The organism is Clostridium felsineum DSM 794, from assembly GCF_002006355.2.
In the GTDB taxonomy this organism is placed as follows: Bacteria; Bacillota; Clostridia; order Clostridiales; family Clostridiaceae; genus Clostridium_S; species Clostridium_S felsineum.
The window spans coordinates 2,060,429-2,076,079 of sequence record NZ_CP096980.1; the positions used below are offsets into that span (position 1 = coordinate 2,060,429).

Below are 15,651 nucleotides of genomic sequence, written 5' to 3' on the forward strand. Positions count from 1 at the left end.
ATGTTTGTATAATGACACATTAAAGAGTAAAGAGTAAAAAAAGTTAATAATTATAGAAAATATGCACATTTTTGTAAGAAATGTATTGGATCGCTGTTATGTAAAATGTCGAAATTGTGATATAATACTATGGGTAAAATGAGGCATATATTTGTAGATTGCTTAAAACATTAAATATTAAGCACATATATGTACAAAAGGTAAAAGGTGGAGAGAAAAATGAGAATTTTAAAAAACATGAAAATTTTTCAAAAACTAATCTTATCGTTTGGATTGGTGTCTATACTTACGATTATTGCAGGTGTGGTTGGAGTTACTAGTCTTAAAAATATAGATAGTAACTTGGAAAATATATACAATGTGGACCTCAAGGGAACTAATGAACTTATGGAATTAAAAGCTAATTTTATGGAAACAAGAGCTGATATGCTAAAACTTAAAGATAGAAATAATAAAGATAGTGTTGATAGTCTAGTTAAGCAGATTGATGAATTAAAAGTGGAAAATGGTAAAATAATTAATAAATATAAAGATACAATTATAACGGAAAAAGATAGAGAAATGTTTAATCGAGTAAATAGTGGACTAGAAAAATGGGAGGATGCTGGAAGCAACTTCATTGATGCTGTAAAACAAGGTGATTACGATAAGGCGGATATTTATTTTACTAAAGTATCGAATTATAGAATTGCTATGTCTGGAGATTTAAATAAGGAAATTGATCTTAACACTAAACTTGCAAAAAATGATTACAATAATAGTAAAGTTGCATATAGAAATGCGTTTGTTATTTCAACCATTGTAGTTATTATAAGTGTATTTGGATCAATCATATTAGGATTAATTATGGCAAAACATATAAATACTCCTTTGAAAAAAATAAAAGAATTAGCAGAGAGATTATCAAAATTTGATTTTTCAATACCTATTAAAATAACACGTGGTGATGAGTTTGGTAAAGTCGGAAAATCCCTTAATGATGCTCAGGAAAATGTTAAGGATTTAATTAAAATTATCATGAGTAATTCTGAAGATATGAGTGCTGCTAGTGAGGAACTTTCAGCTACTTCAGAAGAATTGTCTTCAAAATCAAATTCTATAGATGAAGCTGTAAATAATATAGTATCAGGAATACAGGATAGCAGTGCATCATCAGAGGAAATAAGTGCATCTATTGAGGAGATTAATTCAAACATAAATCAATTAGCTCAGAAGGCAATGGATGGGAGCAATAGTTCTAGCAATTCCAAAGAAAAGGCTAATAAGGTTAGTGAACATGTAAAGAGAGCTGTAGTTCAAAGTAGAAAACTATACGATGAGAAGGAAAAAAATATAATGGAAGCCATTGAAAAAGGAAAAGTAGTAGGAAATATAAAAATAATGGCGGATACTATTGCAAACATTGCAGAGCAAACAAATTTATTAGCACTTAATGCAGCAATAGAAGCTGCTAGAGCAGGTGAAGCAGGGAAAGGATTTGCAGTAGTAGCAGATGAAGTTAAAGAACTGGCAGAACAATCAGCAGAGTCAGTTACAGGAATTAATGATACTATTGTTAAAGTTCAAGACGCGTTTAATAATCTTTCATCAAATAGTAATGAAATACTGAAATTTATAAGAGAAGATGTAAATAAGCAGTTTGAGGTTTTTGAAGATATGGGTAAGGGATACTATAAAGATGCTGATTTTATAAGCAATGTAACAGAAGAAATAGCTGCAATGACGGAAGAACTTGCAGCAACAATAGGACAAGTAAGCGATGCATCAGAGGGAATGGCTACAACTCAACAAAAATCTTCAGAGCATGCAGAAGGAATAAAATATAGTGTTGATGAAGTGGCAAAGGCAACAGAGCAAGTGGCATTAACAGCTCAGAGTCAAGCTGAGCTTGCTGAAAAACTTAATGAGGTAGTGCTTAAATTTAAGATTTCATAATATTAAATTTGTAGAATGTTCGCAAAAATTTTGAATTTTTGCGAACATTTTTTGTTGAATTATTTCATATTTTTTTCAACCTTTTTAATCATATCTTTTACCATTTGACCACCAACATTATATTGCTGATTATTTGGATTATTTTTGTTGTTTTCTGCCAATTCATTTGAGGCTTCTGTCTTAAGTTTTTGAAGTCCATCTCTAGCTCCAGGCACTAATACCCTATGATTTCTAGACATTTATAATCATCTCCTTTTTTTTAGGTTTTACGATTTAAGTAAATATATGCAAGAATAAAGTTTTAAAATTAATTATATGACATGATATAATAACTATAAAATAATGGAAAGAGGCTATATTATGGAGGTAAAAGTTTATATATTAAATTCTTTTGCAAAATTAGAGGGAGGTGGTAATCCAGCGGGTGTAGTTTTAAATGCAGATGAACTTTCAATAGATGAAATGCAAAAAATTTCAGCAAAAGTTGGGCTTTCTGAAACGGCTTTTATAACAAAGATAAATAGTACAAATTTTAAGGTTAGGTTCTATACACCAAATAGTGAAGTTGATTTATGTGGACATGCAACTATTGCTTCATTTTCTTTGATGCTGAATAATGGATCAATTAAAGCTGGAGAATATACAATTCATACCAAGGTGGGCACTCTAAAAATTCAGTGTGAAAAAGATGGTACAATCTTTATGCAGCAAAATAAGCCTATGTTTGATGAAGTGGCTAATAAAAATGAAATATTATGTTCACTAAATATAAGTAAAGAAGATTTAATAGAGAGTCTTCCTGTTAAGATAGTATCTACAGGACTAAGGGATATTTTGATTCCTATTAAGTCCTTAGATATCTTGTATAATATAAAACCAGATTTTCATAAAGTTTTAAAATTATCGAAAGAACATAGGGTTGTAGGATATCATGTTTTCTCTTTAGAAACAGAAGGAATAGCTAATGCAAACTGTAGGAATTTTGCTCCACTGTATGGCATTAAAGAAGAATCTGCCACGGGAACATCAAATGGGGCATTGAGCTGTTATTTATATAAGTATGGTGTGGTATCAGAAAATGAAACTAAAAAGATGTTATTTGAGCAAGGTTATTCAATGAAAAAGCCTTCTGAAATTCTTTCCACTTTGACAATAAAAGAAAAAAACATTTTAGAAGTTAGGGTGGGAGGAAAAGCTTTAAACATTAATGAAGAAATTATAGAAATATAGGAGGAAAATATGAAGTTAGTAAATACAAACAATATACCAGAAGAATATATTTATGACAAGGATTTTAATTCTAGGCTTAAGACCGAATTACTAGGTGATGCTGTTAAGACAGAAGGATTTTATGTAAATATAGATTTTATAAAACCTGGCGCAGAAAGTACAAAATATCATTCACATTCAAAACAAGAAGAATTTTTTTTAGTAATAGAAGGTAGTGGTATACTCAGAATAAATGAAAAAAAAATTATAGTAAAAAAAGGAGATATAATATCAAAACCAGCTGGGAAGGGCATAGCGCACCAATTTATAAATAATGGAGAGGAAATACTTAAAATACTTGACATAGGAACTCGAGAAAAAGATGATATTATAACTTATCCTGATGAAGAAATTGTATATATAAAAGATAAAAATCTAGTTTTTAATAAAAAAGATAGTATTAAAAATTGGAGTTCAGAACCTAATAAATAAAATTTTATATTCTTGAATTATTGTTATTAGATATCTCAAATCTTATAAATCAATTTGATGAAAAAGAAAAAAATATATATAAAAAAGATATTAAAAGCCGTATAAAATTGCTAAAATAGCAAAAAAGTATTGACTATATTAATAGATAGATATATATTGATAATAAGTAAAATTGTGTATTAATATTAACCAAAATTACACATAGAGATAATAGGACAATAGTTTTAAGGGGGAATATAAAGTGAAAAAAATTTTAAACACCATGCTTATTACTAGTTTATTTCTTATAGTTCTATCTTTTAATCAAAGAGTACTCGCAGATACAAATTCATTACCAAAAGTTACATATCAATCACAGGTTGAAAATATAGGATGGCAGAATAATGTTGAACAAGAACAAACGTCAGGAACCATGGGACAGGCATTGAGAGATGAGTCGTTTAAAATAAATCTTTTAAATGCACCTAGTGATGCTCAAATTCAGTATGAGGCACATGTTCAAAATATAGGTTGGATGAATGCAGTTTCTGGTTCAAATATTGCTGGAACAGTGGGGCAAAGCTTAAGACTTGAAGCTATAAAAATTTCACTTATAAATATGCCTGAATATTCTGTCCAATATAGAGCGTATATTCAAAATATAGGTTGGCAAGATTGGACAAATGATGGTGAAGTGGCGGGAACAGTTGGACAAGGACTAAGGCTTGAGGCATTTCAGGTAAGGATAGTAAAAAAGCCTAATGCTCAGGCCATAGTTTTAAATAAAACTTTAGATAATTTATTTGTAGGAAATACAGATAAGTTAACGGCAATAATATCACCTAAAAATGCTGTAATACAAAATATAAATTGGACGTCATCAAATCCAGCTGTTGCATCTGTTGATAATACTGGAAAAGTAACAGCTATATCTGAAGGCGATGTTACAATAACAGCTACTACAGCTGATGGTGGGAAGACTGCTTCTTGCAATTACACGGTTACTAGTGTTACTAATGTTTCAAGTGTTAGCTTAAATAAAAGCAGTGAAGCACTTAATGTGGGGCAAACAGATAATTTAAGTGCAAATATATTACCTACAAATGCAACCAACAAAGCTGTAAGGTGGACATCCTCTAATAATTCAATTGTTTCTGTAGATAATATTACAGGTAAAATAACAGCAGTGAGTGCAGGAGAAGCGTCAGTAACTGCAACTACAATTGATGGAAATAAAACAGGGGTTTGTAACATTGAAGTTAAAAGTACTGAAAATGATGGCGTATCCGTTTCGTATAGTGCAAATGTAGATAGTAGAGGATGGCAAAATTCAGTGAGTGACGGAGAAATTTCAGGGACGGTTAATGAAAGCTTGAATACACATGGGTTTAAAATAGAACTTTTAAATGCTCCAGAAGGTGCAGGTATTGCTTATAGTACAAAAGTAGCAAATAGTGGATGGACATATCTTGTTAGAGATGGAAAAGAGTCAAATGTAGATGAGCCTTATGCAAATATTGAAGCAATAACAGTTTCTCTTTTGAATATGCAAGGATACCATGTTGAGTATCAAGCTCAAATACAAAATATAGGTTGGCAGACTTGGGTAAGTGATGGACAAATAGCAGGAACTCTTGATAAAGGTTTAAGACTTGAAGCTTTAAGGATTAGAATTGTAAAAAAATTTGATGTACAGTACAAAGCACAATTTGAGAGCACTGGATGGACGAATACCTCTGCTAGTGATGGGGCAGTAATAGATACATCAGGACAAGCATTAAAAATGGAGGCACTTAAAGTTAATCTTCAAAATGCACCTAGTGGTGCAAGAGTTGAATATCAGGCTCATGTTGAAAATGTAGGGTGGATGGATCCAGTTTATGATGGAGCTGCTGCTGGGATGGAAGGACAAGGATTAAGAATAGAAGCTTTGAAAATGAAACTTATAAATGCTCCTAATTTTAGTATAAGGTATCAAGTGGATATACAAGGAATAGGATGGACAAATTGGGTTAGTAATGATGAGATTGCAGGCACAACTGGGGTAGGACTTAGAATACAAGGCATAAGAGCAGAGGTGTATTTTGATAATGGTACGGATAAATCAATGGCAACAACTCCATCAGAAAATCCAACAGCAGCACTTTTAACCTCAACAAACTATAAATTGTCTGAATATTTACGTTCTTCAGCTAATATACAAGAAACTAATCAAACAGCAATAAAGCTTCATGGGGGAGTAAACAGTAATAATTGTGTGTATTTTTCAAGTACAGCCTTAAGGAGTGTAGGTATAAATGTTCCAACAGATATGTGTAATACAGGTGTATATACTAATTTCTTAGCGTCTCTTGGATGGTCAAAACAGCTGGATCGAGACTTTTTAACTCCAGGAAGTATATGTTTCACATATGATGGTGACTATACTTGTCCTACGCATACTTATGTGTTTTTGGATTGGGTAAATCCAGATGATCATACACTAGCATACATTGCAGACAATCAAAGTAGTAGTGTTCATATAAGAAGCTTAGTAGAAACAGAACAATTCGATCCTTTTGTATATTTTATGCATGAATAAATAACAAAAAACTAAAGGGATATGAGTACATTATTATACACTCATATCCCTTTAGTTTTTTGTTAAATGCAATTTATTTTTTACATCAAATTAAAATAAATCCAGGAATAAACAGAATAACACGAACATTAAAGTTTTAAAATGAATATTTAACAGTCACAATACGAACAATATAAAATTAAAATGTCATAATGTTATTGACTTATGAAAAATATTATGCTAACATAAAATCATGTTGACGAAGAAAATTCACAAATGAAATTCTAAGTAGGAGGCATTTCAATGAAGGTTGCTATTATATTTGGAAGCAAATCAGATACTGAAAAAATGAAGGGTGCAGCTAATGCACTTAAAGAATTTGGAATTGATTATAAAGCTTATGTATTATCAGCTCATAGAGTACCAGAAAAATTAAGCGAAGTTATTAAAAATCTTGAAGAAGATAATTTTGAGTGCATAATTGCAGGGGCAGGCTTAGCAGCTCATCTTCCAGGAGTTATAGCTTCTCAAACTACACTTCCAGTTATAGGAGTTCCTATAAATGCGGCACTTGATGGTCTTGATTCTTTATTTTCAATAGTTCAAATGCCTAAAAATATACCAGTTGCGACTGTGGGTATTAACAATAGCTATAATGCAGGAATGCTTGCAGTACAAATACTTTCGATTAAATATCCTGAAATCAAAGAGAAACTTGTGAAATTCAGACAGGAAATGAAAGAAAACTTTATAAAGGATAATGAAGAAGGAGTGCAATTTTAAAATGGAAAAAAAAGAAATGTTATATGAAGGAAAAGCTAAAAAGGTATATGCTACAGAGGATTCAGATAAGGTTGTTATATATTATAAAGATGATGCAACAGCATTTAATGGAGAAAAAAAAGGTCAAATCGAAGATAAAGGAGTTCTTAACAATAATATAACTTCAATGCTTTTCGAATTATTAGAAAAACATGGTGTTAAAACTCATTTTGAAGAAAAATTAAATGATAGAGAACAACTTTGCAAAAAGGTTGAAATAGTACCACTTGAAGTAATAGTTAGAAATGTAGCAGCAGGAAGTATGGCAAAAAGACTTGGCCTTGAAGAGGGATATGAGCTTAAAACAACAGTTTTTGAATTATCATATAAGGATGATGATTTAGGCGATCCACTTATAAATGATACTCATGCCGTTGCTATAGGAGCAACTACTTTTGAAGAATTACATAAAATCTATGCTATGACTAAAACAGTAAATGATGTACTTAAAGACTTTTTCCATAAACAAGGAATAAAATTAATTGATTTTAAAATAGAGTTCGGAAGATTCCATGATGAAATAGTACTTGCAGATGAAATATCACCAGATACTTGTAGATTATGGGATGAAAAAACAAATGAAAAGTTAGATAAAGATAGATTTAGAAGAGACATGGGCAATGTGAAAGAAGCTTATGTTGAAATACTTAATAGAATAACAGGAAAATAGACATAATAAGTGTATGGGCTATTGTGCTAATAAATATAGTACTATAGCCTATATTTAACCTACTGCAATTTAATTATTTATCTTTATATAAAAGAGAAGGAGATAGGTATGATAGAAGAACAGTGCACAACTGAAAGAGAAGATTTAGATAAATTTAAAGAAGAATGTGGTGTATTCGGGATTTTTTCAAACAAAGATATAGATGCATCTAGACTAACTTACTATGGTTTATATGCACTTCAACATAGAGGACAAGAAAGTGCTGGTATTGCGGTATCTAATGGTAAAGAACTTTCTATTTATAAAAATATGGGGCTTGTGGCAGATGTATTTAATCCTGAAATCATAAATTCTTTAGTTGGAAATTCAGCTATAGGTCATGTAAGATATTCAACAACAGGAGGAAGTAATGTAAATAACGCTCAGCCTATAATGAGTAATTTTAAATTAGGTTCTATAGCTATTGCTCATAATGGAAACCTAGTTAATGCCGATGTTATAAGAGAACTACTTCAAGATGGGGGCACTATGTTTCAAACCTCTATTGATACAGAAGTAATCTTAAATCTTATAGCTAGAGGTGCTAAAAAAGGAATAGAAAAAGCAGTTGTAGATGCAATTCAAGCAGTTAAAGGTTCTTATGGAATCGTAATACTTACAAATGATAAGTTAATAGGTGTAAGAGATCCTAATGGTATAAGACCACTTTGTATTGGAAAAATTGATGATAGTTACATAATTTGTTCTGAAAGTTGTGCACTAGATACTGTAGGTGCTGAGTTTGTAAGGGATGTAAATCCAGGAGAAATAGTAATAGTAGATAAGGATGGACTTAAAAGTATAAACTTTGCAGAGAAAACAAAGTGTGAAACTTGTGCTTTTGAATACATTTATTTTGCTAGACCTGATAGTGTAATAGATGGAATAGATGTAAATAAGTCAAGAGAACTTGCGGGAGAAGAATTGTTTAAAGCTTCACCGGTTGATGCTGATATAGTTATTGGAGTACCTGATTCAGGAATACCAGCGGCTATTGGCTATGCTAGAGCTTCTGGGATACCATACACTTTAGGACTTATAAAGAATAAATACATAGGAAGAACCTTTATAACTCCTACTCAAGAGCTTAGAGAAAAAGCGGTATCTGTTAAATTAAATCCTGTAAAATCAATAATAGAAGGAAAAAAAGTTGTTTTAATAGATGATTCTATAGTTAGGGGAACTACAAGTAAAAAACTTGTTGATCTTATACGTAAAGCCGGAGCTAAAGAGGTACATTTTAGAGTATCTTCACCTATAGTAAAATTTCCATGCTACTTTGGAATAGACACTCCTTATAGGAAAGAGCTTATTGGTGCACACAGAAAGGTTGAGGAAATAAGGGAATTTATAGGAGCAGATAGTTTGGGGTATTTAAGTATGGAAGCTCTTTTAAAAACTCTTGGAGAAAATAAAAAATTCTGTCTTGGATGTTTTAGTGGTATATATCCAGTGTCAGCACCAGTTGAAGCTGATAAGGATAGACTTGAAGTATAAAATTTTTGAAAGGTTGTGTACAAATGGTAACATATAAGGATAGTGGAGTAAATATTGAAGAAGGATATAAATCTGTAAAACTCATGAAGGATTATGCAGCTAAAACTTTTATTCCTGGTGTAATAAACAATCTTGGAAGTTTTGCTGGTATGTTTGAAATAGGAAGCGGATATAAAAATCCAGTTTTGGTATCAGGAACAGATGGTGTTGGCACAAAGCTTGCGGTTGCATTTGCTACTAAAAAATATGATACTGTTGGAATAGATTGCACAGCTATGTGTGTCAATGATATTCTTTGCCATGGAGCAAAACCAGTATTTTTCTTAGATTATATAGCTTGTGGTAAGCTTGAAGCAGAAGTTGCCTCAGACTTAGTTAAAGGAGTTTCAGATGGATGTAGTCAAGCTGGATGTGCTTTAATTGGTGGAGAAACAGCTGAAATGCCGGGTTTTTATAAAGAAGGAGAATATGATTTGGCTGGATTTGCTGTGGGGCTTGTAGATAAGGATAAAATAATTGATGGCAGTAAAATTGAAGATGGAAATGTACTTATAGGTATAGCATCTTCTGGAATACATAGTAATGGATATTCACTTGTAAGAAAGTTAATAACTAATTTTGACGAAGAATTTAATGGAAAGACAATGGGAGAGGAATTATTAACTCCTACAAAAATATATGTAAAGCCTGTTTTAAAGGTTTTAGAAAACTTTGATGTAAAAGGTATGGCTCATGTAACTGGGGGCGGTTTTTATGAGAATATACCAAGAATGTTCAAAGGAGATTTTACAGCTGTAATAAACAAGGAAAGCTTAGAAATTCCAGAAATATTTAAACATATAATGTCACTTGGAGTTGATGAAAATCACATGTTTAATACCTTTAATATGGGAATTGGTTTTGTGATTTGTGCAGCTAAGGAAAATAAAGACGGAATAATTAAAATGCTTAAAGAGGCTGGAGAAAATGCATATGAAATTGGATACGTAAAAGCTGGAGGTAATGGAGTATGTATAAAATAGCTGTTCTCGTTTCTGGGGGCGGAACAGATCTTCAATCCATAATCGATGCTATAGAAAATGGATATATAAAAAATTGTGTAATCGAAGCTGTCATAAGCGATAAAAAAGGGGCTTTTGCAATAGAAAGAGCAGAAAAACATTCTATCAAAAATTATGTTTTTGATAGAAAAGAATTTAAAGGAGCTGTATGCGATGAAGTATTAAAACTTCTTGGGGGCAAGGTTGATTTAATAGTTCTCGCAGGTTTCCTTTCAATACTTAAAGGGGACTTACTAAATAAATTTAAAAATAGGATAATAAATATACATCCATCTCTTATACCGGCCTTTTGTGGAAATGGTATGTATGGAATGAAGGTACATGAGAAAGCTATAGAATATGGGGTTAAGCTTTCAGGTTGTACAGTCCATTTTGTAGATGAGGGAACAGATAGTGGTCCTATTATACTTCAAAAAGCAGTAGAGGTTTTAGATACTGATACAGCAGAAACACTTCAAAAGAGAGTTTTAGAAGTGGAACACAAGCTTCTCCCAGAGGCAGTAAAATTATTGGCTGAAGGAAAAGTTCACATAGAAGGAAGACATGTTAAAATTATTAAATAAGGAAAGGAAGTGAAGATATTTTAACTTTTCATTGAAAGTTAAAATACTAAGTATGATAAAAAGAGCACTTATAAGCGTATTTAATAAGGATGGAGTTTTGAAATTAGCAAGATTTTTAAATGAAAAAGGTGTAGAAATACTATCAACTGGCGGAACCTTTAAACATCTTAAGGAAAATGGTATTCCAGTAGTAGAGGTTTCAGATGTTACAGGCTTTGATGAAATACTTGATGGAAGAGTAAAAACACTTCATCCTAAAATACATGGCGGAATTCTAGCTATAAGAGATAATAAAGAACATATGGAAACTATTAAAGAAAAGGGAATAACACCTATTGATATGGTAGTTGTTAATTTATATCCATTCTTTGATAAGGTTGCTTCAGACATAAGCTTTGAAGAGAAGGTTGAATTCATAGACATTGGTGGACCAACGATGATAAGAGCAGCAGCTAAAAACTTCCAGGATGTTGTAGTTTTAACAGATGTAAATGATTATGATGATGTAATTAATCAGATAGAAGAAACTGGTGAAGTTTGCTATAATACAAAGAAAAGATTGGCAGGAAAAGTATTTAATTTAATGTGCGCTTATGATGGTGCAATCAGTAGATTTTTACTTGAAGATGAATATCCTGAATATTTAGCTGTACCTTACAAGAAGAAAATGGATTTAAGGTATGGAGAAAACCCTCATCAATCAGCAGCTTTTTATGAGGCGGCTTTTGGAAATGGAGCAATGAAAGGATTTGACCAGCTTAATGGAAAAGAACTTTCTTATAATAATATAAAGGATATGGATATAGCTTGGAAGGTTGTTAATGAATTTGAAGAAACAGTATGCTGTGCTTTAAAACATAATAGTCCATGTGGTGTGGCTATGGGAGATACACCTGTGGATGCTTACATAAAGGCTTTTGAATGTGATGATACTTCAATTTTTGGTGGAATTGTTGCCTTAAATAAGACAGTAGATAAGGCTGCTGCAGAAGAAATGGTTAAAATATTTTTGGAAATAGTTATAGCTCCTGATTTTACAAGTGATGCACTAGAGGTACTAAAGTCCAAGAAAAATTTAAGAGTTATAAAAGCTAATAAAAAGCCTTCTGATAATTTTGAACTTGCAAAGGTTGATGGCGCAATGCTTGTTCAAAGTGCAGATGATAAACTTACTGAAAAAATAGAAGTAGTTACAGATAAGAAGCCAACGGATGATGAAATGAGAGATATGATTTTTGGAATGAAAGTAGTAAAGTATGTAAAATCCAATGCTATTGTTGTTGTAAAAAATGGTGCAGCTGTTGGAATTGGTGGAGGTCAGGTTAATAGAATTTGGCCAGCTAAAGATGCAATGGAAAGAGGAAGTGGTGCTACTGTTCTTGCATCAGATGCTTTCTTCCCATTTGGTGATATAGTAGAAGAAGCACATAAAAATGGAATTAAAGCTATAATTCAACCAGGTGGATCTATAAGAGATAAGGAATCCATTGATGGCTGCAACAAATACGGAATTTCAATGGTTATGACAGGAACAAGACATTTTAAGCACTAGTTTATATTTGGAGGTTAATGTATGAAGATTTTGCTTATAGGTTCAGGAGGACGTGAACATGCTATGGCATGGAAAATGGCACAAAATAGCACTGTTGAAAAAATATATTGTGCACCGGGAAATGGCGGAAGTGCAAAAGAAAATAAATGTGAAAATGTAAACTTAGAAAAAACAGAAGAACTTATAAAGTTTGCAAAGGAAAATAATATAGATTTAACGGTAGTCGGACCTGAAGCTCCTCTTGTTGAGGGAATAGTTGATGAATTTAAAAAGGCAGGACTTAAAATATTTGGACCAGGTAGTTTAGGAGCTAAGCTTGAAGGAAGTAAGTCTTTTTCTAAGGACTTTATGAAAAAATACAATGTTAAAACAGCTGAATATGCAGTCTTTGAAGATGCTAGTAAATCTCTTTCCTATTTAAAAAGCTGTTCATATCCTATAGTTATAAAGGCAGATGGTTTGGCAGCAGGCAAGGGAGTTGTAATTTGTGAGGATTACACTTTAGCAGAAGAAACTATTAAATCCTTTATGGTTGAAGATGTTTTCAAAGGTTCTGGAAAAAAAGTTGTAATTGAAGAATACTTAGAAGGTGTAGAGGCTTCAATTCTATCAATTACAGATGGAAAAACTATAATTCCTTTTGTGTCTTCAAAGGATCATAAACAAATTTTTGATGACAATAAAGGACCCAATACAGGTGGAATGGGAGCTATTTCTCCAAATCCCTACTGCACAGAAGCTGTACTTAAAAGTTTTAATGAAGAAATTTTAAAGCCTACTTTGGTAGGTATTCAAGAAGAAAGAATGGATTTTGTTGGAATAATTTTCTTTGGACTTATGATAACAAAAAAAGGAGTATATCTTCTTGAATACAATGTTAGACTTGGAGATCCAGAAACACAAGTAGTTTTATACTTAATGAAAAGTGATTTTGTTGATTTAATAAATGCTGCAATAGACAAAAAACTTAGTGATTTTGATTTAAAGTGGCATGAAGGAAATGCTTGCTGTGTAGTTGCTTCTTCAAAGGGATATCCTAAAAAATATAATACGGGTTATGAAATAAGTGGAATAGATGATGCAGGGGATAAAGTATTTTGTGCAGGTGTTAAGTTAGAGGATGGAGTGTATAAAACCTCAGGGGGAAGAGTTTTGTGCGCAACTGCTAAAGGAACTACTTTAGACGAAGCTATAGAAAGAGCTTATAGGGATATAGAAAAAATTAAATTTGACGGAATTTACTATAGAAAAGATATTGGAAGAGCAAAATAGGGAATATAGCTATTTACATTTGAAAAAATAAGTGGTAGCATAAAGATGCTGACAAAATTTAATATGTAAATTAGTGCTAGGGGTGCCTTTTGGCTGAGAGAAGTTATAAAAACTTTAACCCTTTGAACCTGATTCGGTTAATTCTGACGAAGGAAAGCTTTTATAACGTTAACTTAAAGCACTATGTTTATAGTGCTTTTATTTTTTTATTAGGGAGAAAAAAATGTTTGTAGATGCACATAATCATTTGGACTTTTTTGAGAGTAAAGAAAAACTAGACAAGGCATTAGGCATTATAAGAAATGAAGAAATACTTACACTTGGATGTTCCATGGATTGTAAAAGTTATGAATTTACGAAAAAACTAGCCGTGAAAAATAAAAATATTATTCCTTGCTTTGGTATTCATCCTTCTAAAGCTCATGAAAATTATAAAAAACTTGATAAATTTCATGAATATATAAAGGAGAGCAGAATAATAGGAGAAATAGGGCTTGATTATGTATGGGTTAAGGAAAAGGAAAAATATCCTTATATGAAAAAAGTTTTTATATATTTCTTAGAGCAAGCCAGAAGATACAATAAAATAACTAATATACATACAAAGGGTGCAGAAGGAGAAATATATAATTATATAAAAAAGTATAAGCTTAAAACACCTATAATTCACTGGTACAGCGGTGATAAAGACACTTTAAGAAAGCTTTTAGAATATGGCTGCTATTTTACTATAAGTGTTGATATTGAATATTCTAAGCTTTCTAAGGAAATTGTTCAATTCCTTCCTCTTGATAAAATACTAACAGAAACAGATGGACCAACTTCTCTTCAGTGGGTCAATGGAAGATATGGTTATCCAAGTGTAATTAAAGACATAGTAAAGGAAATAGCTAAAATAAAAAAGGTTAAAGAAGGTGAAGTTGAAAAAAGCATATTGAATAATTTTAAATCATTAATTTAAGAAAGAAGGATTTGTATTATGAAACCAGTTGTAAATGTAAGCTTGCAGGTACTTCCAGTTGTTGAGGAAAAAAGACTATATGAGGTAGTTGATAAGGTAATAGAATACATAAAAGCTTCAGGTGTAAAGTATATAGTTGGACCTATGGAAACTACTATGGAAGGTGATTTAGATACACTCATGGAAATAGTAAAAAAGGCTCAGGAAATATGCATTAAGGAAGGCTCAGAGAGAGTTGCATCTGTTGTAAAAATAGATTATAAGGCTGAAGGCGTGACTATGAATGAAAAAGTGGGAAAATATAAAGAATAAATTATATCCAGTAGCCGCTATAATAATTGTAATAGCAATGTGGCAGTTTATAGTGGATTTTAGAAAAATACCAGGGTATATAATTCCATCACCTAAGGATATATACCTAACATTAATTAGTGAGTTCAATGTGATAATTGACAACACGAAAGTTACAATTTATGAAGCACTTGTGGGATTTCTTATTTCTATAATTTTTGCTTTTATACTTGCTATAATAATGGATAGTTTTAAGGTTATTAGAAAGGCCATTTATCCTATAGTTGTTATCTCACAAACTATACCAACCATAGCAATTGCACCACTTTTTATAATATGGTTTGGCTTTGGTCCGCTGCCTAAGATAATAGTGGTTGTAATAACTTGTTTTTTTCCTATAGCAATAAGTCTTGTGGATGGTTTTGAAAAAATTGATAAAGACTATATAAATCTATTTAAAAGTATGAAAGCATCTAAACTTCAAATTTTCTATCATTTAAAGCTTCCATCCGCTATGGTAAATTTATTTTCTGGAATTAAAATAGCATGTACCTATATGATTATGGCAGCAGTTATAGGTGAATGGTTAGGTGGAGATGGAGGCATAGGTGTTTATATGGTAAGAGCAAAAAATGCCTATGCGCTAGACAAGGTTTTTGCAGCAATTGTCGTCATTGTGGTTATAAGTATAGTGTTAATTTATATTGTAGATTTTATCCAAAAGAAGATAATTCATTGGAAATAAGGA

At 31.6% G+C, this 15,651-nt stretch carries 15 protein-coding genes and 1 riboswitch; of the genes, 14 read left to right on the plus strand and 1 reads right to left on the minus strand.

Annotated features, from left to right (window positions below):
* The first annotated feature begins 219 nt into the window (after window positions 1–219).
* Window positions 220–1,935, plus strand: a complete 1,716-nt coding sequence (locus CLFE_RS09715) for a methyl-accepting chemotaxis protein (RefSeq protein ID WP_077894976.1) — start codon at window positions 220–222, stop codon at window positions 1,933–1,935.
* Window positions 1,936–1,994: 59 nt separating this feature from the next.
* On the opposite strand, the gene CLFE_RS09720 is transcribed toward CLFE_RS09715, so the two are convergent.
* Entirely contained in the window at window positions 1,995–2,174 is a 180-nt protein-coding gene (locus CLFE_RS09720) for a small, acid-soluble spore protein, alpha/beta type (RefSeq protein ID WP_077834704.1), read from the minus strand.
* Window positions 2,175–2,295: 121 nt separating this feature from the next.
* On the opposite strand from CLFE_RS09720, the gene CLFE_RS09725 reads away from it, so the two are divergent.
* The 13 genes from CLFE_RS09725 (at window position 2,296) to CLFE_RS09785 (ending at window position 15,648) form a co-directional block, all read left to right on the plus strand.
* Window positions 2,296–3,165 carry a PhzF family phenazine biosynthesis protein gene (locus CLFE_RS09725; protein ID WP_077894977.1) on the plus strand — a complete coding sequence of 290 codons (870 nt, stop codon included), beginning with the start codon at window positions 2,296–2,298 and terminating at the stop codon, window positions 3,163–3,165.
* Window positions 3,166–3,174: 9 nt separating this feature from the next.
* Entirely contained in the window at window positions 3,175–3,636 is a 462-nt protein-coding gene (locus tag CLFE_RS09730) for a cupin domain-containing protein (RefSeq protein WP_077894978.1), read from the plus strand.
* A gap of 241 nt (window positions 3,637–3,877) precedes the next feature.
* On the plus strand, window positions 3,878–6,196 hold the full coding sequence (locus CLFE_RS09735) for an Ig-like domain-containing protein (protein ID WP_242951709.1): 2,319 nt from the start codon (window positions 3,878–3,880) through the stop codon (window positions 6,194–6,196).
* A gap of 282 nt (window positions 6,197–6,478) precedes the next feature.
* Window positions 6,479–6,958, plus strand: a complete 480-nt coding sequence (gene purE, locus CLFE_RS09740; RefSeq protein ID WP_077834701.1) for a 5-(carboxyamino)imidazole ribonucleotide mutase — start codon at window positions 6,479–6,481, stop codon at window positions 6,956–6,958.
* A 1-nt stretch (window position 6,959) separates the two neighbouring features.
* Window positions 6,960–7,667, plus strand: a complete 708-nt coding sequence (purC, locus tag CLFE_RS09745) for a phosphoribosylaminoimidazolesuccinocarboxamide synthase (RefSeq protein ID WP_077834700.1) — start codon at window positions 6,960–6,962, stop codon at window positions 7,665–7,667.
* A 108-nt stretch (window positions 7,668–7,775) separates the two neighbouring features.
* A complete protein-coding gene (gene purF, locus CLFE_RS09750; RefSeq protein ID WP_077834699.1) occupies window positions 7,776–9,203 on the plus strand; it encodes an amidophosphoribosyltransferase in 1,428 nt (475 codons plus the stop codon).
* Window positions 9,204–9,226: 23 nt separating this feature from the next.
* Entirely contained in the window at window positions 9,227–10,225 is a 999-nt protein-coding gene (gene purM, locus CLFE_RS09755; protein ID WP_077894979.1) for a phosphoribosylformylglycinamidine cyclo-ligase, read from the plus strand.
* The gene (purN, locus tag CLFE_RS09760) at window positions 10,213–10,827 is read left to right on the plus strand and encodes a phosphoribosylglycinamide formyltransferase (RefSeq protein WP_077894980.1); all 615 of its coding nucleotides are present in this window, start codon (window positions 10,213–10,215) and stop codon (window positions 10,825–10,827) included. Before purM ends, purN begins: the two co-directional genes overlap by 13 nt.
* Window positions 10,828–10,879: 52 nt before the next feature.
* Window positions 10,880–12,379 (plus strand): bifunctional phosphoribosylaminoimidazolecarboxamide formyltransferase/IMP cyclohydrolase, encoded by a 1,500-nt coding sequence (purH, locus tag CLFE_RS09765; protein WP_077894997.1) that lies wholly within the window; start codon window positions 10,880–10,882, stop codon window positions 12,377–12,379.
* Between the two features lie 21 nt (window positions 12,380–12,400).
* On the plus strand, window positions 12,401–13,651 hold the full coding sequence (purD, locus tag CLFE_RS09770) for a phosphoribosylamine--glycine ligase (protein ID WP_077894981.1): 1,251 nt from the start codon (window positions 12,401–12,403) through the stop codon (window positions 13,649–13,651).
* Between the two features lie 68 nt (window positions 13,652–13,719).
* Window positions 13,720–13,823: riboswitch (TPP riboswitch) on the plus strand.
* A gap of 51 nt (window positions 13,824–13,874) precedes the next feature.
* Window positions 13,875–14,612 carry a TatD family hydrolase gene (locus CLFE_RS09775; protein WP_077834695.1) on the plus strand — a complete coding sequence of 246 codons (738 nt, stop codon included), beginning with the start codon at window positions 13,875–13,877 and terminating at the stop codon, window positions 14,610–14,612.
* 18 nt (window positions 14,613–14,630) lie between these two features.
* Entirely contained in the window at window positions 14,631–14,924 is a 294-nt protein-coding gene (locus tag CLFE_RS09780; protein ID WP_077834694.1) for an MTH1187 family thiamine-binding protein, read from the plus strand.
* On the plus strand, window positions 14,896–15,648 hold the full coding sequence (locus CLFE_RS09785; RefSeq protein WP_077852512.1) for an ABC transporter permease: 753 nt from the start codon (window positions 14,896–14,898) through the stop codon (window positions 15,646–15,648). Before CLFE_RS09780 ends, CLFE_RS09785 begins: the two co-directional genes overlap by 29 nt.
* Window positions 15,649–15,651 lie beyond the last annotated feature (3 nt).

Coding starts and splice junctions, on each gene's coding strand:
- CLFE_RS09715 (WP_077894976.1), top strand. CDS start 220: ATGAGAATTTTAAAAAACATGAAAATTTTTCAAAAACTAATCTTATCG.
- purN (WP_077894980.1), top strand. CDS start 10,213: ATGTATAAAATAGCTGTTCTCGTTTCTGGGGGCGGAACAGATCTTCAA.
- CLFE_RS09730 (WP_077894978.1), top strand. CDS start 3,175: ATGAAGTTAGTAAATACAAACAATATACCAGAAGAATATATTTATGAC.
- purM (WP_077894979.1), top strand. CDS start 9,227: ATGGTAACATATAAGGATAGTGGAGTAAATATTGAAGAAGGATATAAA.
- purC (WP_077834700.1), top strand. CDS start 6,960: ATGGAAAAAAAAGAAATGTTATATGAAGGAAAAGCTAAAAAGGTATAT.
- purH (WP_077894997.1), top strand. CDS start 10,880: ATGATAAAAAGAGCACTTATAAGCGTATTTAATAAGGATGGAGTTTTG.
- CLFE_RS09785 (WP_077852512.1), top strand. CDS start 14,896: ATGAAAAAGTGGGAAAATATAAAGAATAAATTATATCCAGTAGCCGCT.
- CLFE_RS09725 (WP_077894977.1), top strand. CDS start 2,296: ATGGAGGTAAAAGTTTATATATTAAATTCTTTTGCAAAATTAGAGGGA.
- CLFE_RS09720 (WP_077834704.1), bottom strand. CDS start 2,174: ATGTCTAGAAATCATAGGGTATTAGTGCCTGGAGCTAGAGATGGACTT.
- purE (WP_077834701.1), top strand. CDS start 6,479: ATGAAGGTTGCTATTATATTTGGAAGCAAATCAGATACTGAAAAAATG.
- CLFE_RS09780 (WP_077834694.1), top strand. CDS start 14,631: ATGAAACCAGTTGTAAATGTAAGCTTGCAGGTACTTCCAGTTGTTGAG.
- CLFE_RS09775 (WP_077834695.1), top strand. CDS start 13,875: ATGTTTGTAGATGCACATAATCATTTGGACTTTTTTGAGAGTAAAGAA.
- purD (WP_077894981.1), top strand. CDS start 12,401: ATGAAGATTTTGCTTATAGGTTCAGGAGGACGTGAACATGCTATGGCA.
- purF (WP_077834699.1), top strand. CDS start 7,776: ATGATAGAAGAACAGTGCACAACTGAAAGAGAAGATTTAGATAAATTT.